This is a genomic window from Rhodopirellula sp. UH5 (genome assembly GCF_056839225.1).
Window position 1 is genome coordinate 2,310,454 of record NZ_CM166390.1, and the last position, 19,732, is coordinate 2,330,185.

Annotated in this window: 16 protein-coding genes; 9 read left to right on the forward strand and 7 right to left on the reverse strand. The window is 57.1% G+C overall.

Annotated features, from left to right (window positions below; genetic code table 11):
• The first annotated feature begins 319 nt into the window (after positions 1–319).
• From rph to UH5x_RS08395, 4 genes are all read left to right on the forward strand, one after another.
• Positions 320–1,060 (forward strand): ribonuclease PH, encoded by a 741-nt coding sequence (gene rph, locus UH5x_RS08380; RefSeq protein WP_047812828.1) that lies wholly within the window; start codon positions 320–322, stop codon positions 1,058–1,060.
• A 215-nt stretch (positions 1,061–1,275) separates the two neighbouring features.
• Complete coding sequence (locus UH5x_RS08385) at positions 1,276–2,334, forward strand: Gfo/Idh/MocA family protein (RefSeq protein ID WP_482635392.1); 1,059 nt, start codon at positions 1,276–1,278, stop codon at positions 2,332–2,334.
• Positions 2,331–3,251 (forward strand): ATP-dependent sacrificial sulfur transferase LarE, encoded by a 921-nt coding sequence (larE, locus tag UH5x_RS08390; RefSeq protein ID WP_482635393.1) that lies wholly within the window; start codon positions 2,331–2,333, stop codon positions 3,249–3,251. The genes UH5x_RS08385 and larE overlap by 4 nt, the downstream gene beginning before the upstream one ends.
• A gap of 20 nt (positions 3,252–3,271) precedes the next feature.
• Positions 3,272–4,837, forward strand: coding sequence for a serine/threonine-protein kinase (locus UH5x_RS08395; RefSeq protein ID WP_047812825.1), 1,566 nt, complete (start codon positions 3,272–3,274; stop codon positions 4,835–4,837).
• Positions 4,838–5,019: 182 nt separating this feature from the next.
• Here the strand turns inward: UH5x_RS08395 and UH5x_RS08400 are convergent, their stop codons facing one another.
• Positions 5,020–5,418 carry an SseB family protein gene (locus UH5x_RS08400; RefSeq protein WP_047812824.1) on the reverse strand — a complete coding sequence of 133 codons (399 nt, stop codon included), beginning with the start codon at positions 5,416–5,418 and terminating at the stop codon, positions 5,020–5,022.
• Positions 5,419–5,677: 259 nt separating this feature from the next.
• On the opposite strand from UH5x_RS08400, the gene UH5x_RS08405 reads away from it, so the two are divergent.
• Positions 5,678–6,541, forward strand: coding sequence for a GAF domain-containing protein (locus UH5x_RS08405; protein ID WP_482635394.1), 864 nt, complete (start codon positions 5,678–5,680; stop codon positions 6,539–6,541).
• Between the two features lie 126 nt (positions 6,542–6,667).
• Here UH5x_RS08405 and UH5x_RS08410 read toward each other — a convergent pair whose 3' ends face one another.
• From UH5x_RS08410 to UH5x_RS08420, 3 genes are all read right to left on the reverse strand, one after another.
• Positions 6,668–7,435: a helix-turn-helix transcriptional regulator gene (locus UH5x_RS08410; protein WP_047812822.1), complete on the reverse strand. Its 768-nt coding sequence runs from the start codon at positions 7,433–7,435 to the stop codon at positions 6,668–6,670.
• Between the two features lie 436 nt (positions 7,436–7,871).
• Positions 7,872–8,678, reverse strand: coding sequence for an aminotransferase class IV (locus UH5x_RS08415; protein ID WP_482635395.1), 807 nt, complete (start codon positions 8,676–8,678; stop codon positions 7,872–7,874).
• 110 nt (positions 8,679–8,788) lie between these two features.
• Positions 8,789–9,916 carry a fatty acid desaturase family protein gene (locus UH5x_RS08420; protein WP_482635396.1) on the reverse strand — a complete coding sequence of 376 codons (1,128 nt, stop codon included), beginning with the start codon at positions 9,914–9,916 and terminating at the stop codon, positions 8,789–8,791.
• Positions 9,917–10,213: 297 nt separating this feature from the next.
• On the opposite strand from UH5x_RS08420, the gene UH5x_RS08425 reads away from it, so the two are divergent.
• Complete coding sequence (locus UH5x_RS08425; protein WP_047813013.1) at positions 10,214–11,452, forward strand: BaiN/RdsA family NAD(P)/FAD-dependent oxidoreductase; 1,239 nt, start codon at positions 10,214–10,216, stop codon at positions 11,450–11,452.
• A gap of 277 nt (positions 11,453–11,729) precedes the next feature.
• Positions 11,730–13,853: an adenylate/guanylate cyclase domain-containing protein gene (locus tag UH5x_RS08430; protein ID WP_047812819.1), complete on the forward strand. Its 2,124-nt coding sequence runs from the start codon at positions 11,730–11,732 to the stop codon at positions 13,851–13,853.
• A gap of 188 nt (positions 13,854–14,041) precedes the next feature.
• On the opposite strand, the gene UH5x_RS08435 is transcribed toward UH5x_RS08430, so the two are convergent.
• The 3 genes from UH5x_RS08435 to rsfS all read right to left on the reverse strand — a co-directional run bounded on the left by UH5x_RS08435 (position 14,042) and on the right by rsfS (position 17,043).
• The gene (locus UH5x_RS08435; RefSeq protein ID WP_047813012.1) at positions 14,042–14,428 is read right to left on the reverse strand and encodes a hypothetical protein; all 387 of its coding nucleotides are present in this window, start codon (positions 14,426–14,428) and stop codon (positions 14,042–14,044) included.
• Positions 14,429–14,552: 124 nt separating this feature from the next.
• Positions 14,553–16,568 carry an arginine--tRNA ligase gene (gene argS / locus UH5x_RS08440; RefSeq protein ID WP_482635397.1) on the reverse strand — a complete coding sequence of 672 codons (2,016 nt, stop codon included), beginning with the start codon at positions 16,566–16,568 and terminating at the stop codon, positions 14,553–14,555.
• Between the two features lie 61 nt (positions 16,569–16,629).
• Positions 16,630–17,043 (reverse strand): ribosome silencing factor, encoded by a 414-nt coding sequence (gene rsfS, locus UH5x_RS08445; RefSeq protein WP_482635398.1) that lies wholly within the window; start codon positions 17,041–17,043, stop codon positions 16,630–16,632.
• A gap of 296 nt (positions 17,044–17,339) precedes the next feature.
• On the opposite strand from rsfS, the gene bcp reads away from it, so the two are divergent.
• Both bcp and UH5x_RS08455 read left to right on the forward strand, forming a co-directional pair.
• On the forward strand, positions 17,340–17,837 hold the full coding sequence (bcp, locus tag UH5x_RS08450) for a thioredoxin-dependent thiol peroxidase (protein ID WP_047812817.1): 498 nt from the start codon (positions 17,340–17,342) through the stop codon (positions 17,835–17,837).
• 6 nt (positions 17,838–17,843) lie between these two features.
• Positions 17,844–19,730 (forward strand): Hsp70 family protein, encoded by a 1,887-nt coding sequence (locus tag UH5x_RS08455; RefSeq protein WP_047812816.1) that lies wholly within the window; start codon positions 17,844–17,846, stop codon positions 19,728–19,730.
• Positions 19,731–19,732 lie beyond the last annotated feature (2 nt).

The window sequence follows — 19,732 nt, forward strand, 5'->3', positions numbered from 1 at the left end:
GACAACGGGGACTTAACCAACTTTCGGCAGGATTAACGTTAGCAATCAAATACATTCAATACAAATGCTAATTTCACCCCATCTTCATCATTCTCCCCTTCAAAATGCGTTTTGAATGATCGACACCGCCTGCATTCGTGCCCCTTCCCTAAAAACCCCCCTGTTTGATCTGTCTTCCGCCAGGTGCAGTGAAGAGGCATTGGGTGTGCCAGCGTTATCTTTCCAGCGCTACTTTTTAGAGTCGCCCATCCATTTTTGATCGAAAGTCCGATAGGCTTCCCCGTTTCCCCACCCGTTTGCTCGCGCCGTCACCCTTCGCATGAACTCTGCTGCCGATCTTGCTCGCCCTCATGATCAAATCCGCCCCGTCGAAATCGAATGCGGTTACTTGGAATCCAACCCCGCCAGCGTCCTCTACAAAAGCGGCAAAACGATCGTGCTGTGCACCGCTTCGGTCGAAACGAACGTTCCACCGTGGATGGAAGGCCGAGGAAAAGGGTGGGTCACAGCGGAATACAACATGCTGCCCGGTAGCACGAGCCCGCGAAAACGTCGCGATCGCAGCGGCAAAGTGGATGGCCGCACCACCGAAATCCAGCGTCTGATCGGCCGCAGCTTGCGAGCCATCGTCGATCTTCATGCTTTGGGCGAACGATCCATCACGGTTGACTGCGATGTTTTGCAAGCCGATGGCGGCACTCGCACCGCGTCGATCACCGGCGGTTACATCGCGTTGTCGCTGGCGGTGTCTCAATTGGCATCCAATCCAGAACTGGACCCTGCCGTGGACCCTGCGGCCGTCCTTCGCGATTCCGTCGCGGCAATCAGCGTGGGTGTGATCGGCGAGGACGTTGTCCTGGACCTGGATTACAAACTGGACTCCGCTGCTGATGTGGACATGAATGTGATCATGACCGGGTCAGGGCGTTTCATTGAGTTGCAGGGCACCGGCGAAGAAGCGACATTTGATGACGCTCAGCTGGCCGAACTGTTGCGGTTGGGCAAAATGGGCATCGCCGATTTGACTCAACTGCAGGCGGCTCAACTTCGCAGCTCGTGATTGCAACGCAAGGACACGAGCCTTCTGTCATCATGGGCTCCAGTCGTTCCGTCAGCGCGACGGCTGCCTTGTGCAACTCGACAACTTTGTCCAACTTGAAACACTGCCACCGTGACCTTTGATCACCGGCGGTGCGAGCGAGAGGATCGCCATCCACTTGTAACCGAAGGCAATCCAATCGCGTGCCGTCATCCTTCCTTTTGCCAGGACAGTGAATGTCTTCTAACGCTAACAAACCCATGCGAGCCGCCATTTTGGGCGTCGGATTCATGGGCTGGATTCACACGCTCGCCTACCAACGAAGCCAAACCGCTGAATTAGTCGGTTTCGCCAGCCGAGATGCCAAGAAGCGCAGCGGCGATTGGCGAGGTATCCAGGGCAACTTCGGTCCCCCAGGCGAACAAATCGATGTTTCAGGGATGAACGTCAGCGAAAACCTGGACGGGCTGTTGTCGGACGATTCCATCGACCTGATCGATGTGTGCTTGCCACCTCATTTGCACGTCGACGCGATCCAACAAATCCTGGCGTCAGGCAAGAAGGTCCTGTGCGAAAAGCCGCTGGCACTGAGTGCTGACGCCGCCCGCTCGTTGCTGGAGACAGCGGCCCCGGGCCAACTGATGGTCGCACACATCCTGCCATTCATGCCGGCCTATCGTTTCCTGGTCGAAGCTCAGTCAGACGGCCGTTTTGGTCGCCCCATCACCGGTCGATTCTCGCGAACCATCAGTCCGCCGGATTGGATCCCTGACTTCTACGATCCCGAGCGTGTCGGCGGTCCACTGATTGACCTGCAAGTTCACGATGCCCACTTGGCTCGCGTGTTGTTTGGCATGCCCACCGCAGCCCACTGCGTCAGCCACAAACAACAAGGTGTTCCCAAGCGATATGAAACCGTCCTGGACTACGGATCAGCAGCTGGTCCCGATGAATTGGTCCCCGTTGTGAGCCTGGCCGGTGGCGTCATTGATTCGCCAGCCCGCGGATTCACGCACGGCTACGAGGTGTCATTCGAACAGGCCACCGTCCGATTCGAGTTCGCAGCGTACAACGATGATTCCACCGACACGATTGCCTTGACGGTGATGCACAACGACGGGCGTTTGGAACGGCCTGATCTGGGTGAACAAGATCCAATCGATGGTTTCGTCAGTGAGATGGATGCGGTTGCCCAGGTGGTTGCCGGCGGCCCCATGCATCCGGTGCTCGACGCGCAACTCGCGACCGATGCCTTGGCGATTTGCGAGATGCAAATGACGAGCCCTCGTCGATGAGCGATGTCCAACGATTGGCCGACCAACTCGTCGCGCATCTGAACGAGATCGGCGATTTGGTGGTGGCATTTTCCGGCGGAGTCGACAGCAGCGTCGTGGCCGCGGCTGCCTATCAATCGGATTGCGAAGTCCTCGCCGTCACCGCTGAATCCCCAGCCGTGGCGGGGTGGCAACTCGACTGGGCACGCCGCATTGCGAAGCAGATTGGAATCCCGCACCAATTTGTTTCCACCGATGAATCGGATCGCGCGGACTACCGACGCAACCACTCGGATCGTTGCTTCTATTGCAAACAAACCCTGTATGAATTCCTGACCCCCATTGCGGAACAACGCGGCGCAACCATCGTGTCCGGCACCAATGCCGATGACCTTGGAGACCACCGGCCAGGGATCGTCGCGGGAACCCAGGCACGTGTCCGAACCCCGCTTGCCGATCGAAAGCTCGGCAAGGCAGCGGTCCGCCAACTGGCCGCTCATTTTGGGCTCGAAAACGCGGCTCTCCCCGCCTCGCCTTGCCTGGCCAGCCGGATTGCCTATCAGGTGGAAGTCACGCCTGAAAGATTGAAACGCATCGAAACCGCCGAAGCCTGGCTCCGCAAACGCGGTGTTTCAGACTGTCGGGTGCGATTGCACGCTGACGAGTTGGCGCGGATTGAAGTCCCCCGCCAAGAGTTGCCTCAGGTACTGCTCTGGACGCAAACCGACGAGCTGGTTGAATCTTTCATTACAATGGGGTTTCGATATGTCACCATGGAACTGGGTGGCCTGTCCAGCGGGAGCCAGAACCGTGGGTTGTCCACACCAGAATTGGTGCAACTTTCCCCTGCTCAAATTCTTCGCCAGTCCGATTCCCCCTCGCCTCACTCCACCGTGAGTGACGAGTCATTCTCAAACAGCACAAAGGCACGTTCGTGAGCGATTTAGTTGGCTGTCGCGTGGGTGACTACCAGGTCTTGCGCCGCTTGGGCAGCGGAGGCATGGCCGATGTGTATGCAGCCAAACATTTGAAATTGCGGCGTGATGCGGCCTTGAAAGTGCTGCGTCGCACACCACAAACCAGCCAAGAAGATCTGAGACGCTTTGAACGCGAGGCACAAGCCGCCGCTTGTTTGAATCACCCCAGCATTGTGCAGGTCTATGAGATCGGCGATCACCAAGGCACGCACTTCATCGCTCAAGAATTGATCGATGGCTCCAACCTGAAACAGTGCCTGCAACAATCCGGTCAATTCACAGCGAAAGAAGGGATTGAGATCCTCCGCTGCGTGACAGAAGCCTTGGTGGTGGCTCACTCGGCAGGAGTCACCCATCGCGATATCAAACCCGAAAACATCATGCGATCGGGCGAGGGTGCGATCAAAGTCACGGACTTCGGTTTGGCTCGCGTGCTGTCCAACACAGATGCCAGCGCGGTGGATCTGACCCGGGCTGGATTGACGCTCGGGACACCTCGCTACATGAGCCCCGAACAAATCCAAGGGCACAAAGTCGACGGAAGAAGCGATCTGTATTCGCTCGGCGTGACGCTGTACCACCTGTTGGCCGGCCAACCACCATTTGATGCAGAAGAACCGCTGGCGCTCGCGGTCAAGCACCTCCACGAGATGCCGCAACCGCTTGATCACACTCGTGGATCCGCCGACCTCCCGCCGTGGTTGGTCGCGACGATCATGCGTTTGCTTCGCAAAACGCCCGACGAACGCTTTGCTTCCGCGATGGAATTGTTGGACGTCATTCGGGCCAACGTGGCACCATCAGAATCCAGTCTCAAGGCGATCCCAGCGAGCAACGGCTCCGGGTCCTCCACAACCCTGGAATCGGGGCGTTCCTCCGCAGCGGTCAACTACCTCGGATCCACCTCCGCCACCATTCAGTTGCAACGTGTCACCGACGCAATTGCCGATGACCGACGATACGATTTCATGCGCTGGGTCGGCGTGATCGGCTTGGCACTCCTCGCCGCGCTGGCGGGCTGGGGAATCTCCAATCTCACCAAAGCTCCCTCGGTCTCTCAATCGATTGGGGCCCCCTTGGTCGCCCGTGCGTCCACCATCCAAGACCAGTACTGGCAAGCGATCTCGCTCAATAGCGTGCCCGCTTGGAAGGCGGTGGCAGAGTACTTCCCGAAGGATGACATCGATTCCAAAGAAGAAATCTATCATCTCAAAGCGGCGCTTCAGCTGACCCGTTTGCTGATGGATGAGAACCGTTGGCGAGAAGCTTCAGAAGCACTTGCCAGCGTCGAGCAATCGGGCAACACGTCACGACTGTACCGTGCCCTGGCATTGGTCATGCGATATCAAATTCAAATGGAAATCGGTGCGCGACGCGAAGCCAGCCAAACCAAAACCAATCTTCGCAATCTGGTCGAAGAACTGAAGAACGATCAATCCGCAGCGCTGGAAACTTTCCGGGCACTCGTCCCTTTGTCCGAGCGATTGGAATTAGGACTCGACGAACCCGCCGTGATCGACGGACCGAGCCCTCGCCGCCCTGTCTAAGCAGGTCGGCAGGAATGATCGGGCATCATCATGTGAGCCGTTTGGGCGTTGGCCTGGACTGTACGTGGGAGCAACAACGCTTACCGAAACAGTCCAAATGCCGAAAGACTCCTGCCGACCTGCTTAAAAGTAGTTCCGAGCGAACGCTTGCCTGACAACGGAAAGCTCCGCAATCAAAACCGTCAGTCCAGGTTCAATTCGTCCAGGACATCGGAGATCAATTCGGCATCGACCCGGCACATGGATTTCAGATCGGCATTGAGCAGCAAGCCATGCCCATCCGCCACGTAATCCAACAAAGTCTCGCCATCGACGATGAAACCGCCGACTTCGTCATCGCCAAACAGATCGGCCCGCAACTCCACGAATTCCGCAGCCTGGGCTTGCCCTGTGAACGCCACCAGATACGGCGTTCCCTCTAACTCAGCCGTCAGGGCCCCCAATTCGTCCGACGGATCCTCTTCGCGAAGATGAATCAAGACGTAGGAGTGAGCCATCAGGCAATCCGCCAAACACGCAGCATCACGCTGCTCAATGGCAGTTCGGCATTCGTTCGTATCGAGATCGGGATCCGCAGGCATGGTGGTAAGATAACGAACCTGGCGACTTTACAGAATCAGGGCCCCTCAGAAATCGCCATTTTGTTGATGGCTGCTTTTTCCGGCCTTTTTTGCACCCCCGGCAGGAGAGTGCATTTTTCTCACAACATTGGGATCCTACCTGCGATCGTTCAGGGAGTATCATGAGCGGACTCTCTGCCACAATTGCGTGATAGTGAAGAATTTGGGTGGGTTGCGGTCGTCCGCCTCCACCCGTCATCCATGTTGCAAATGATTTGCCATGATTCTTGAAATGCTTTCCCCAACGCTGGACTTTCGCGAAGCCAGCCGCGTGGTTTTAGAACATCTGCAGTCAACCACCGGGTTGGCCCTGTGGATGATCACACGCACCGAGGACGAGGCCTGGATCGTGCTCGATCGCGCGGATCCAAATCACGTGTATGCCGTGGACTCCGGCGACATGATTCAGTGGTCCGATTCTTTTTGTCAGCACATGATTGAGGGAACCGCACCTCAGATCGCTCGGCACGCCCAGCAGATCCCGAAGTTTGCCGGATCGACGATTTCAAAAAAGCTTCGCATTGGGTCCTACGCTGGCGTTCCGATTCTGGATCGAGATGGCGAACTCTTCGGCACGCTGTGTGGCATCGACCCGGAAATCCAGCCCGAAGAATTTGAATCCCATCTGCCCCTGATTCAACTGCTCGCCCGGTTGCTCGGTGGCTTCCTTTCGATGGAATTGCAGTTGCAAGCATTGCAGCGAAAAAGTGATCGCTCATCGCTGCATCAAATGGTGGATCCAACCACCACCTATTTCAATCGAGAAGGCTGGAGTCGCCTCATTCAAAGAGAACGCGAACGTGCCAATCGCCTGGGACGCCCCTCCAATGTCCTGCAAGTGGACATCCAACTCACCGCTCAGACGGATTTGTCGCAGGTCGTCGCGGCACTCAAAGACGAATTTGGCTCGGACCATTTGATCGGGCACATCGCCGCCGACCAGTTTCAAATTTTGCTGGAAGACCACGAGATGTCATTGGTGATCCAACGAGGGCGATCGATTCAGGACCGCTTGGCAATCCGCGGTATCACATCCGATTGCGAAGCCTTCAATCTCAAGGTTGCTGAGACCGCCAAGGTCTAGCTGGTCAGCAGCAGTCCCCCGACAGAAGAGCTGCGTTGGCATTCGCCACACATCCCGATTCCAACCAAGGCATTCAGACAACACCTCTTCGACACCACGCTGGCATGCCCGCCAAGAACTCGGTCCCTATAGCAAACCGTTTTCTTCCAACCGGACCACCAAACGAACAATCTCAACCGGACGGGTGAACTGAAGACGCTCCAGAATCTTGGCTCGTCTCACCTCAACGGAGCGACGGGTGAGACCGACCACGGTGGCAATTTCGCTGGTTGTGTCCCCCATCGCGATGGCCTCGCAAATCTGCCGATCGACGGAGTCAAATTGCTGGAACACCAACAGCGATTCGCTCAAGGATGGCCCTTCCTCCGCCGCGTCGGTCTTCAACAGCGCAACCGGCCGGATCAACATCGCACAGATCGCACCGGCACCCAGATTGAGATCGAGTCGTATGCTGGACACATCCCACAGGCATCTTCGGTCGCGATCATCTTCTGCTTGGAAGGAGTAGTCCAAATCAGTCGCGCCCGACGAGACAAGCTCGCTTCCAAGCCCCAGCATCTGGACAATCGCCGCGGGAAGACTGTCAGGCAAGAACTCCATGGCACGGAATTCAACCTCCACAAACAGATCTTCGAGTGTTTGATTCCAGGCGACCAACCGGCAACCTTGATCCAGTATCAAAACCCCTGACTCAAGACGCAATTCTGTGAGCGAGACACGAAAGGATTGAAGTGGAACCTTCGTCCAATCAACTGCGGAGTCGCCGCCCGACAATCCAGCGCTCGAACAGGTGCTGAACTGAGTGCTCAACCATCGATCCACCCCCAGCCGATCTTCGGCGAATGGGCGGCGGTATGCGATGCGATGCATTGCGGTGACTAGTTGCTGGACCATGCCAAGCCTCGCCCCCCATGGGGAGAAAAACACCGCGGAAGAATCCAATCAGTTCAGATTCGCTCAAGGCGGTCACGAGCTGGCGACTCCCCAGGGTAGCTGTCTGGTAACACCTCTGAAAGGCCATCCGACAGCTGAACTGGTGCGTTCAGAATTTCAGGACATTCAATTTGAAGAAGACCATGGAATCAATGAGCCCTCATGTCATCTTTTTGACCAGATACGAAGAAGTGGTGGCCTGTGGAGACTGCCAATGGGGCACAATGCAGTCCCCACAGAACCACCTTCCAAAGAGGCTCAACATCGCGGGGCAAGCGATGTCAAGCCAAACTTTGATTCGCATATGCGAACAGAAGGAGCATCGGATATGTGAATATGCGCAATGAAGGAACAAATGACAAGCCCGATATTCCCCCCATGGCACCTAAACAAACGATCAGCGAGCCCCCCCCTCTCCGGTCGCGGGAGCTGGAAAACAGGCCTGCAACTGCGAACAGACACACCCTCTTTGAAAAACAGGACGCCCGTAACCAAGACTACTGGCAAACCACACGCCTGTATCGGTCCCCATCAGTAGCACTTCGTCTGCCTGATGGAGGTCGAGAGGCATCAAAGGTGCCTCCTGGCAGGTGATCCCCATCCTAGCCGCCTGCTGACGGAGATAATGCATTGTCACCCCTTTGAGCACAGATTTTTGTGGTGGGAAGACCAGATGCCCGTCTTTTACAATCGCTACATTCGCCACATTCGACTCAGTCACGCTGCCATCGGCATCCAACAGCACCCCGGTCGCCGCCGGATTTTGCCGCTTGGCTTCCATGTCGGCCAGGTAGTAGTGCAAACGATTTCGTACTTTCGCATGCCGCGGCCAGGACTCGTTGGGCGGCTGAACCACTTCCGTGATGACCACGGGCTGGCCATGAAGTTGGCGATCGGTGACCGCGCGGTGATCGATCGGATTGAGATGGACCGCCCAGGTCGGGCCCGATGGACGACTGCCACCGGTCACCCAGATGGTCATGCCCACATCCATTTGCTGAACCAGTTCCGCATTCTGCCGCAGGCATTCCGCGATCAGTTCGCGGAGTGTTTCCGTGGACGGTCCGCCAGCGATTTTGATCAGCCGAAGCGTTTCGGATAGACGTTGCAGATGCAACTCAGGACAGAACACCACTCCGCCATAAGTCCGAAGTCGCTCCACCGCCGTCACTCCCTGACGAAAGCCGAGATCGTCGATGGGCAATGAGATTTCATGGAATGACCGCCACCCGCAGACGTCTCTGGCGGGACAGCAAAAGTAGGCCTGGTGGCCTGAAAACAAATCCTGAGTTCCCGAGACGGTTGGTCCCGCGTTCAAGTGGACGCAATCACGTTGGTGGACTCGGAAGCATTCGCCGAAACCGCCTTGCGTTCCTTGGCTTCTCTCGCCCGCGCCCAGAGCGCCGCAATTTCAGAGACCAGCGATTCCGCGGAGGTTTGGTGATAGATCGACTCCGCTGGCAAACCTTCCGTGAGCCGACGGTGAGCTTTGCCGAGGTTGTGATACGGAAGTCTTGGGAACAAGTGATGCAAAGCGTGATAGCGGGTGCCGATTGGCCCCCACAATTCGCTCGCCCAGGCGTGCTTGGGGTAATTCACCGAATCCAGCAACTGCTCTGAAAAACTCATTTCGCCGCCGTCATTGGTCCACCGATGGGCACCGAGCGTGCGGACTTCGTTGAGCACCAAGATGCCCACTCCCACGGCATAGGCAATCAACCAAAACGGATCCAGCCATTGATCGCGAAGAATGCCACCACGAATCAAAAACCAAACGCACCAGGCAAAGCACAATGCTTCCTGCAGCAACACGATTCGCATCACTTTGGGCGAAGCATCAGGCCGCTCATAAAATGGATCAACGACCATCGTCGACAGGTGTCTGTGAACGATCGGCCGCAACCGAGGCACGACCCAGCACATGGGACTGATCACCGCGAAACGAAAGATGGCCAACAGCGGCAGTACCAGTGCTTGCCCGATGAAAACAGCAATCAGCCAGGGGCCGCGGTTGCTCAACGGCAAGTACTCGCCGTCATGCTCCGTCCCGTAGTGCTTCCGCCGGTGATGGTCGACGTGCGGGTAATAGAGAAACGAGGGCACAAAGAAAAAGATCCCACACAGAGCATTCCAGGCGACCCGAAACGCGGTGAAGCCTTTCTCCGGCAAGTGCACCAGTTCGTGAATGAACATCAGTGCCCGCATGTAGAGAATCAGGGTCAGCACATAGCAAACAGCCATCCCCGCCCAGACCTGCGGCGTGAATCCATAAAACCAAGGCAACAAAAAGATGCCGTGCAGGAACACGTGGCCCACCAAAATCGAGCACAAAAAGTCCACCCAGTAGATGGCTTGATTGGGCCGCTGCAAGTCTCCGATGAGAGCGCGAGCCTCTGAAAAACGGAATGCATCGCAGGAGGCGTCTGGACTGGAACTGCTCATTTCACTTTGGGAAATTGAGGGTGTGAACGAGTCATCGCTTGTAAGGTAAGATCAGAATTAGTTAATCAAGCAGCAAAATGCAATTCAGATTTGCTGTTCCGCCCCACCGAATGGCAGGGGCCGCGACACAATGTCTCTCACCCAGACGTATTGAAGGCTGAATCGGGACTTTCCCCCATCCTCTCTGCCGGATCGCACAGGCCTCGCCGAACCCCACAGGACCCGAGAACTTTGACACCCGCGGCAAACCAATCGACCGAGCCCCACGTTGTCGTTGTGGGTGCCGGAGCCGCGGGGATGATGGCGGCAGCGGAAGCTGCCCGCTCGGGTGCTCGCGTCACCGTCCTGGAAAAGAACACCAAAACAGGCGTCAAAATCCTGATGTCCGGTGGCACGCGCTGCAACATCACGCACGACACAGACGCCAAAGGAATCACCCAAGCCTTCGGGCACGCGAAACGTTTCTTGCAGCCGAGCATTGGCAAATTCGGCCCCTCCGAGGTGATCGAGATGTTTCACGGTCTCGGTGTGGCCACCAAACGCGAAGAGACCGGCAAAATTTTTCCGGTCAGCAACCGAGCGGTGGACGTTCGAGACGCGCTGCATCAATCCATGCTGGACGCGGGCGCCCGATTGGAACTCCGCTGCTCCGTCCAACGCATCCAGCCACCTTCGGGGGACCAACACAGATGGTGCGTTGCCACCGAATCGGACGGGAACGCTCAAGAATTCCAGGCCGACCGTGTCATCGTGACCTCCGGAGGCAAGAGCTGGCCCGGCTGCGGCACCACAGGCGACGGATACGACTGGTTGCGAGCCCTGGGGCACACCATCGTGGCTCCACGCCCCGCATTGGTTCCACTGGTTGGCGGCAACGAAGCGACGCACGCACTCTCCGGCCTCACCCTGCCAGACGTCAATGTCTCGGTCTTCACCCCTGACCACCGAGCGGGCAAGAAACCCAAACTGGAACGCCGATCCTCCTGGCTGTTCACCCACTTTGGATTCTCAGGCCCCGCCGCGATGGATGTCAGCGGCGTCATGACCGCCTACGACCGAATTCAAGACTCCACGATGCGTCTGGATCTCACACCTCAAACCAGCGAAGCGGAAATTCGGGAGATCCTGAGCAAGCGATCAGGCGATGCAGGGAAGCGAACCATCGCGACCATTCTTCAACAATGGGTGCCATCTCGATTGGCGCTGGCCATATGCGAACAAAGCCATCCGGCGAACGCCCAATGCAAACTGGCGGAACTGCCCGGCAAAGAATGCAACCTCATGATCGAAAAACTCAAACGCTGGCACCTTCCCGTCAATGGAACACGTGGGTTTGCCAAAGCGGAAGTCACCGCCGGCGGTGTTCAACTCAGTGAGGTCGATCCGCGGACCATGCAAAGCCGGCTGGCGAAGGGACTCTACATCGCCGGAGAAATCCTGGACGTCGATGGCTGGATCGGCGGCTACAACTTCCAGGCAGCGTTCAGCACCGGCCGCGCCGCAGGAAGAGCCGCCGCACAATGGGACGACGCCTAGCAAGGCCTTTCATTCCTGTTGCACCTGCCCCGTCAATGCGAACGTCGCGTCTCCAGGATCAAACATCGTGCCGAACACGACGAGCCCCCTTTCACATCGCAAAAACGACCATTCGTCTCCGCTCAATGCAGCGAGGTGTCCCCCACCGATTCGCCCCCAGTTCTGCCGGACACTTCTCGATCGGGTACTCTGCGGGACCGGGTGCTTTGCGGGACATTGAAAAGAACGGTCGCGTCACCAACCTGCCTCATGGTTCATTCACGGAAGCCTTCGAAACATGCCTGATTTGATCGCTCAAGGTGCCGGGGATGGATTCCGATGGCGGAAAGGCCTTCCCGATCTGATTGCCGGCGCCGAAGTCCTCTTGGGCCGACAATCATCCGGCACTCCGGAACCAATGGAGATCCAACCTTCAGCTGGCGGTGCCTCAGACACCGACTCGGCGGATCCCGATTCATCGGAACGCGAACACCTTCCCCAGCGTGATCGACGTCGAACCCGAACCATCCACTGGCAAGTCCCCTGGGACCCATCGATCTCGCGTTGTCACGCGATCTTGACTGTGCTGAGCAACGATCGCGTCCAAGTTCACCGGGACGCTCGAGCACGCAACCCTGTCTTTTTTCGAGGGCGTCCGCGAGACCGGTTCGTGGTCGTTCCGGGGGAGCACTTCGTGATCGGCGAAACCACCTTCACACTGGCTCGTCGCCCTGGATTCACCGACCAAGTCGATCAAGCCTCCCGCGACCAATCCATCCAGGAACGGGCCGTCGATTCGTCCACGCCGCGTCCCGGGCCCCTCCCGCACGCTCAGCGCGAGGACATGAACCGCAGCGCAGAAGGTGTCACGGAAATGGCCTTCGCCTCCTCCGCTTTGCGTGAACGAGACTTCCGCGACACCCGGCGACGCATCCAATTGTTGGCTCGCCTTCCCGACATCGTCGCCGGCAGCGTCGATGACGAGGAACTCTTGGTGCGAGTTTCGGACACTCTGTTGCGAGCGACTCCCTCTGCTTCGGCCGTTGCGATCGTCCGTGCCCAAGTCGCTGATCGAACCGGAACCGACGAACCGCTTGCCAATCAAACGGGATCCTCGGCGGCGAAACCTTCCGATATGAAAGTGTTGCATTACGATTGTCGAGAGAATGACCTCCAACAACATGCGGTCAGCTCTCGCTTGGTCACCACCGCGCTGCAGCGCCGAGAAAGCGTCCTGCATCTTTGGGAAACCGAACGCAGCGGCGGCGTCGAATTCACCGCCGCAGAAAACGTGGACTGGGCGTTCTGCGTGCCCCTGAGCAGCGAAGCTTGTGCCGGATGGGCCATCTACGTGGCGGGGTCGCGTGCACTCGGATCCAACTGGAAAGAACTCGCCGACGACTCTGCCACCCTGGCGGATCGCTTGGGCGACGACGTCAAGTTTGCCGAAGTGGTGGGGTCGCTGATCTCAGGAATTCGGCAAACCTCCCACTTCCAACAACGCCACTTGGCGATGCGTCGTTTCTTCGCTCCCGTGGTTTTGGACGCTCTCTCAGGACAGGACCCCCAGAGTTGGCTGCAACCCCGCCAATGCGAACTCTCCGTGATGTTCTGTGACCTTCGAGGTTTTTCACGCACCTCAGAAATGAAGAGCGATCAATTGCTGTTGTTGCTCGAGCAGGTCAGCGCGGCGCTCGGTGTGATGACACGTCACATCCTCGACACCGGGGGTGTGATTGGCGATTTCCATGGTGATGCCGCAATGGGATTCTGGGGCTGGCCCATTGAACTGCAGCTGCCCGAACCCCATCAAGACCTCACGGCCTCCGCACCGCTGGTCGCCAGTGTGCTCGCGGCCGCTCGTGCTGCGGCGGGAATCCGGATGGACTACGCCACCGGACAAACCGAATTCCGGTGCGGCATTGGCATCGCCTCCGGGTCCGCCGTCGCGGGGCGAATTGGAACGGTCGACCAAGTCAAAGTCACGGCCTTTGGACCGGTCGTGAACTTGGCCAGTCGTTTAGAAGGCCTGACGAAACACTTCGGGGTCGAAGTCCTGATGGACGATGTGTCCGCCAACGCGCTGCAGGCATGGCTCGACATGACCTCCACCTCGGAAGACAGCCAGAGGTTTCGACGACGCAAATTGGGACGGGTCCGAGTCGCAGGAATGAAGACCCCGGTCGACGTCTATCAATTGGTCGTCCCCAGCGGCCAGCACCAGAATTTGACAGACTCTCAAATCGACGCCTATCAAAAGGGCTGGGACGAATTTGCCAGCGGGGACTGGGACTCGGCCTACCAACGGCTCCTGGAACTTCCCGCTTGGGACCGGCCCAAAGACGTTCTCCTTCGTTTGATCCTCCAACACCATCGAATCGCCCCACCAGGCTGGGAAGGCATCCTCGACTTCCCGAAATAGTCGCCCTGCAGGGATCGTCACCGGGCGTCCAAAAGGATGGTCCATCCGGGTTGAGCAGGGGATCTGCAAGGACTCCAGGAAGACGTCGGTGATGGCGCATAAAAAAACAGCGAACCAAGGAGACTGGTTCGCTGCAAATGCAATCCGTCATTCGGATGGTGCAATGAGGGGACTCAATTCAGTGAGTCTCAGCCCATCAATTTTTCAAGCGCGGTCAAGGCGTTCTTGGCATCCTGCACGCTGCCCATTTCTTCCACAATCTTCTTCACTTGAATCAGCGAATCCAGCGAAACTTCATTGCTGGTGGCTTTGTTGGTGCTACCGACTGGTCGGCCGCGTTTCGCACCGGTGGTCTTCTTCACGCTGGCGGCCGGCTTCTTGGCCGATTTGCGAGCGGACTTCTTCGCGGATTTGCCCATCGTGGTGGACTTCACTGTGCTAACAAAAGCAGGCGTGACAACGATTCCCTTCTTGCTCAGCTCAGCTGCAACTTCCATTGGCTTGGCGTCGGGGTTGGCACCGTAGTAATCACGAATCGATTGCGACTTGTTGGGTCCACCAGATTTTTTGGCCACGTTTAACTCCATAAGTGTGTTTCGAAAACTCTATTTCGCCACACGTTATAAAAAACGCTGTTACTGTCAATGCTTCAAAGGCAATAACTGACATAAATTAGATAACATAGTCATAGAAGAACGCTTACATACGTTCGGCAACGTCAATTCCCAACAGCGACAAACCCTTCTTAAGCACCCGACCGGTCAACACCACGAGGGCCAATCGAGTCTGCATCACAGCGGGGTCATCATTGCCAAGCACACGGCAACTTTCATTGAAAGAAGAGTAGGTCTTGGCGGTTTCAAACAAGTAATCACAAAGCGCGTTGGGGGCATAATTCAGTCGCACGAGTTCGACCGCTTCTTCAAATCGCATCAGCATCAAGGCCAGAGAACGCTCATTGGGATGCGTGAAGTTCATCGTTTGAGTGGCGCTGGCTTGCTCAATCGTTTGTTCAAATGCGGGCAGGGCTTTGCCATCCGAGGCCCGCCTTAAAATGCTTTGAGTTCGTGCGTAAGAGTACTGCACATAGGTCGCCGTGTTGCCCTCAAGAGCAACCATTTTATCGACGTCAAATTTGTAGTCACTGGTCCGATGATGTGAGAGATCAGCGTACTTGATCGCGCCAATGCCGACGATTTCGGCGATCTGCTGCTGTTCCTCTCCGCCCATTGGGGGATCCATCGTCGCCAATCGGTCCGGATTGCAAACCACTTCTTTCGCCCGATTCACGGCGTCATTCAATAAGCTTTCCAAGCCAATCAAAGATCCACTGCGAGTCTTCATGGGACGACCATCAGGCCCCAACACCGTTCCGAAATTGACATGGACCAATTGAACGCCTTCCATGCCCAGTGGTTCCGCCATGGCGAAGAACTTTCGGAAGTGTTCGCCCTGTCGTGAATCCACCACATAGAGAATCTCGTCCGGCTGGAACTCGTCACGACGGTACTGGAGAGTCGCCAAGTCCGTCGTGGCGTATAGAAATGCTCCATCGCGTTTCTGGATGATCATGGGGCTGTCAAAGCCCTCAAGGAAGACACAGATCGCCCCGTCGCTCTTGGTTGTCAAACCAAGTTTCGTCAGTTCCTCCACCACGCCTGCCAAACGGTCGTGATAGAAGCTCTCACCGAGCGTATGATCAAACTGAACGTTCAGCCGGTCGTAAATGCGGTTGATCTCGTCTTGGCAATGCGGCAAGAACTCCTTCCACAACGCCAAGTTCTCAGCGTCGCCTTCGTGCAATTTGGCCGTTTCTCGAAGGACAGCCACATCCACATCGGAGTGCTCCGCCGCCAATTTGGACAAGTCGGGGTCGTTGTCGACCGCGGCAACTTTGTCCTGCAAGGACTTGAGTTCCGCTTCCGTGGAAGCAATTCGCCGACTCGCTGCGTCTGCGTTCTTCCGCAACTTCTTCTTGTCTTTGGGCTTCAGACTTTCATCGGATTCCGCCTGATCGGCGGCCAACTTCGCGTCCGCAGCATCCTGTTTCGCGGCAATCAACTTGTCCGCGATCGTCACCAAAGATCGTTTGGCCTTTTGATACTCAATCAGTTGATTGGTGAGCCGATAGAGCGAGGACAATTCCGGCACGGGGTTGGCCGCGACTTTTCCGGGGTCACCAAAGTGACGGTAACCATAAATGATGATGCCAAACTGGGTGCCCCAATCCCCCAAATGGTTGTCGGTGATGACCTCTTCACCATAGAACCGCAGCGTCCGGGCCAAGCAATCCCCGATCACGGTGCTGCGAATGTGCCCCACATGCATGGGTTTCGCCACATTGGGCGAGGAGAAGTCAACGACGACTTTCTTGGGGGCGGAGGTCTTGGACACGCCCACTCGATCGTCCAACAACATTTGCTGAATCGAATCAAACAGGACCGAGTCCTTCAAACGCAGGTTGATGAACCCAGGTCCGGCAACCTCAGGTTCCTCAAAGAGGTCCGTCACATTGAGATTTTGGACCAATTCCGCAGCAACGTCTCGAGACGATTTCCCCACTTTTTTCGCCAAGGGCATCGCAGCATTGGATTGGTAGTCGCCAAACTTGGGATCCGCGGCCGCACGAATCATGCCTGCGAAATCGCCCGGGGAGTCCGTCAACGACTCGAGGGCTTGGACAAAACGAGCCTGAAGAACATTGGGTAGATGCATCGAACCTACACACCTGGAGAGGAGGTGGGGAAGAAAAAGAAATGGGACATCCAAACGCAATTCAGCGTTGGGTCAAACCAAGATCCGCTAACGGAATGGGCGTGGCATCCGCCCACAAGGACTCCAGGTCGTAGTACTCACGAGTCTCTTCATCAAACAGATGAACCACAACGCTGCCATAATCCAGCACGATCCAGCTGCTTTCCTGATAGCCCTCGATTCCTTGCCGGTGGTCACCCAACCCTTTTTCAAGCGCGTCGTCGGTCTGCTCGCTGATGGCGTGCAATTGACGGCGACTGGTTCCCGTGGCGATGACGAAGAAATCAAACTCGGCGGATTGCTCACTCACGTCCAAGACCGTCACGTCTTGACCATTGTTGTCCAACGCGACTCGAGCGGCTTCCGTCGCCAGTTTGCGCAGCTTCTTCCAATCCGTGCGGCCGAATCGCCCGACTGGGATGAGCCATGGGATCAACTGATGGGGTGTCGTTGGAGGAAGAGGTCGGTTGATCAGACAAGTTCAAACAACTTTCATGCGAGTGGTGAAGGAAGAGGGTGGAGCAATCCCACGTCTTGGAATTGCCCCGTAGTGTAACGCGTTTATTTGTGGGGGGCACCCGGCAATTGCCTTTCCAACGGCTGAATCTGGCCCGATTTCCCGCTTCGGATGCGATCCATTGGTTTGGCCCAACCGCCCCCGCTGGCGACAAGTTGACCGATCGAAAACAATGCGTTGATCCATCCGCCTCCTTTCAATCCATATGCCCCCAAATGGGGCGTCTCATCATGGCTGATTTCATCGATCCCGGCAAAAAGGCCCCCGCCTTCGCGCTCCAAGACCAAGACGGGCAAACCGTCCAATTGAAGGATCTGGCTGGTTCCCCGGTCGTTTTGTTCTTCTACCCGAAGGACAACACGCCTGGCTGCACCAAAGAGGCCTGCGCCTTCCGAGATCGATACGGCGACTTGCAGGCGGCCGGAGCACAGCTATTCGGAATCAGCACCGATTCCGCCGAAAGCCATGTCAAGTTTCGCGAAAAATTTGAGCTGCCGTTTCCATTGCTGGTCGATGAAGACCATGCCATGAGCGAGAAATACGGTGCCTATCGAGAGAAGAACCTCTACGGCAAGAAATCGATGGGAATCCAACGCTCGACCTATTTGATCGACGCCGACGGCAAAGTGGTCAAGGTCTGGAAACGTGTTCGCGTCGACGGCCACGACCAACAGGTCCTCGACGCCCTCGCTGCACTCTCAGAGCAAAACTAAATCATCATGAGCGAGCAAAAATATTGCATCGGGATCGACCTGGGCACGACCAACAGTGTGGTTGCCTACGTCCCCCAATCCGATGTGGAAGCCCACGGGGCGGACCAAGCCCCTGAGATCCAACTGCTGCCGATCCCCCAGGTCGTCGCGTCCGGCCAGGTCGAATCGCGAACCTCGTTGCCGTCGTTTCTCTACTTGCCCCGGGATCAAGAAGTCGACTCGTTGGAAGTCACCAGCGATCACGCTCGGTTCCCGTCGTCCACCGAAGGCGTCGCTGGCGTTTACGCGCGGCAACAAGCCGCTGACAACCCACAACGCGTCATCGTGGCCGCGAAAAGTTGGTTGTGTCAACGCAAGGTCGATCCTGATTCGCCCGTTCTCCCATGGCAATCGCCCGATGAGATCCCGCGAGTTTCAGCGGTCGAATGCACCGGCATTTTCCTGCGTCACTTGGTGGCTGCGTGGCAGTCTCAGTTCCCGGATGCCCCCATCGATCAACAACAGGTCGTGCTGACCGTTCCAGCCTCCTTTGACCCCGCCGCACGCGAATTGACACGCCGCGCGGCCATCCGCGCAGGACTGAATGAAAACTTTGTCCTGCTGGAAGAACCTCAAGCCGCCGTCTATCGCTACCTCGCATCGACCGACGGCAGTTGGCGAAAATCACTCAACAACGGAGACACGTTGTTGGTCGTTGACGTTGGCGGTGGGACCACCGACCTGACACTCGTTGGCGTGCACGAAGAAGACGGCGAATTGACACTGCAACGAGTCGCCGTCGGCAATCACTTGTTGGTCGGTGGTGACAACATGGACCTCGCCCTGGCCTATCAAGCCGCCGAGCAATTCCGGCAGTCCGGTCATGACTTGGACCCCTGGCAAAGCACTTCTCTCTGGCACGCCTGTCGCGATGCCAAAGAACGATTGCTCAGCCACGACGGTCCCGATTCCCAATCGATTTCCGTTCTCGGTCGCGGCAGCTCACTGATCGGTGGCACGATCACCACCGAGATGAAACGCAGCGATGCGGCAACGCTTTTGCTGGACGGGTTCTTCCCTCAGTGCGCTCCGCAGGAACGCCCGCAAGCCAACGTGGTCAGCGGCTTTCAAGACGTGGGGTTGCCATATGAGTCGGATCCGGCGATCACCAAACACATTGCAGCGTTTCTATCGGATCAATCGGTTCTCAATCACAAGGGTGAACCAGAAGACGATCAAAGCCACGGGCCGGTCACGCACCTGCTGCTCAACGGCGGCGTGTTTCGAAGTCCCGTGATGCGTGAAAGACTGGAGTCAACGCTCTCCTCTTGGACCGACACAGACGTCCAAACGTTGTCCTCCACTGATGACCTCAACGACGCCGTTGCGATCGGTGCGGCCTACTATGGTTGGACCAAATCCAATGGCGGCATCCGAATTCGCGGCGGCACAGCCAAAGCGTTTTACATTGGCATTGAAACCGCCGGCATGGCGATCCCTGGGGCTCCCCGTCCCCTGCGTGCGGTCTGTGTGGCAGCACAAGGCATGGAAGAAGGAACCCAAGCGGAAGTTCCAGGACAAGAGGTGGGAGTCGTCGTTGGCACCCCCGCTCGATTCCGATTCTTCTCCTCCACGACGCGCGCCAGCGACAAACCCGGCGATCGCTTGGACCGCTGGAGTCCCACCGAATTGCAAGAGAGCGAACCCATTGAATTGACTTTGGATCACCATCGATCCGAAGGCGGGGATCCCAATTCACCTGCCGCTGAAAACGAAGCGGCCCACAGCTTCGTCCCGGTGCAATTCGAATCTCGCGTGACCGAACTGGGGATGTTTGAACTCTGGTGCCACGACAAACGGGGTGACCGTCGTTGGAAACTCGAATTCAACGCTCGCCAAGAAGATGAGTCCTAGGA

What these genes read in the sequence shown, in the direction of transcription:
- rph (WP_047812828.1), top strand. Translation starts at nt 320, where the DNA reads ATGAACTCTGCTGCCGATCTTGCTCGCCCTCATGATCAAATCCGCCCC.
- UH5x_RS08385 (WP_482635392.1), top strand. Translation starts at nt 1,276, where the DNA reads ATGTCTTCTAACGCTAACAAACCCATGCGAGCCGCCATTTTGGGCGTC.
- larE (WP_482635393.1), top strand. Translation starts at nt 2,331, where the DNA reads ATGAGCGATGTCCAACGATTGGCCGACCAACTCGTCGCGCATCTGAAC.
- UH5x_RS08400 (WP_047812824.1), bottom strand. Translation starts at nt 5,418, where the DNA reads ATGCCTGCGGATCCCGATCTCGATACGAACGAATGCCGAACTGCCATT.
- UH5x_RS08405 (WP_482635394.1), top strand. Translation starts at nt 5,678, where the DNA reads ATGATTCTTGAAATGCTTTCCCCAACGCTGGACTTTCGCGAAGCCAGC.
- UH5x_RS08410 (WP_047812822.1), bottom strand. Translation starts at nt 7,435, where the DNA reads ATGGTCCAGCAACTAGTCACCGCAATGCATCGCATCGCATACCGCCGC.
- UH5x_RS08420 (WP_482635396.1), bottom strand. Translation starts at nt 9,916, where the DNA reads ATGAGCAGTTCCAGTCCAGACGCCTCCTGCGATGCATTCCGTTTTTCA.
- UH5x_RS08425 (WP_047813013.1), top strand. Translation starts at nt 10,214, where the DNA reads ATGATGGCGGCAGCGGAAGCTGCCCGCTCGGGTGCTCGCGTCACCGTC.
- UH5x_RS08430 (WP_047812819.1), top strand. Translation starts at nt 11,730, where the DNA reads ATGCCTGATTTGATCGCTCAAGGTGCCGGGGATGGATTCCGATGGCGG.
- argS (WP_482635397.1), bottom strand. Translation starts at nt 16,568, where the DNA reads ATGCATCTACCCAATGTTCTTCAGGCTCGTTTTGTCCAAGCCCTCGAG.
- bcp (WP_047812817.1), top strand. Translation starts at nt 17,340, where the DNA reads ATGGGGCGTCTCATCATGGCTGATTTCATCGATCCCGGCAAAAAGGCC.
- UH5x_RS08455 (WP_047812816.1), top strand. Translation starts at nt 17,844, where the DNA reads ATGAGCGAGCAAAAATATTGCATCGGGATCGACCTGGGCACGACCAAC.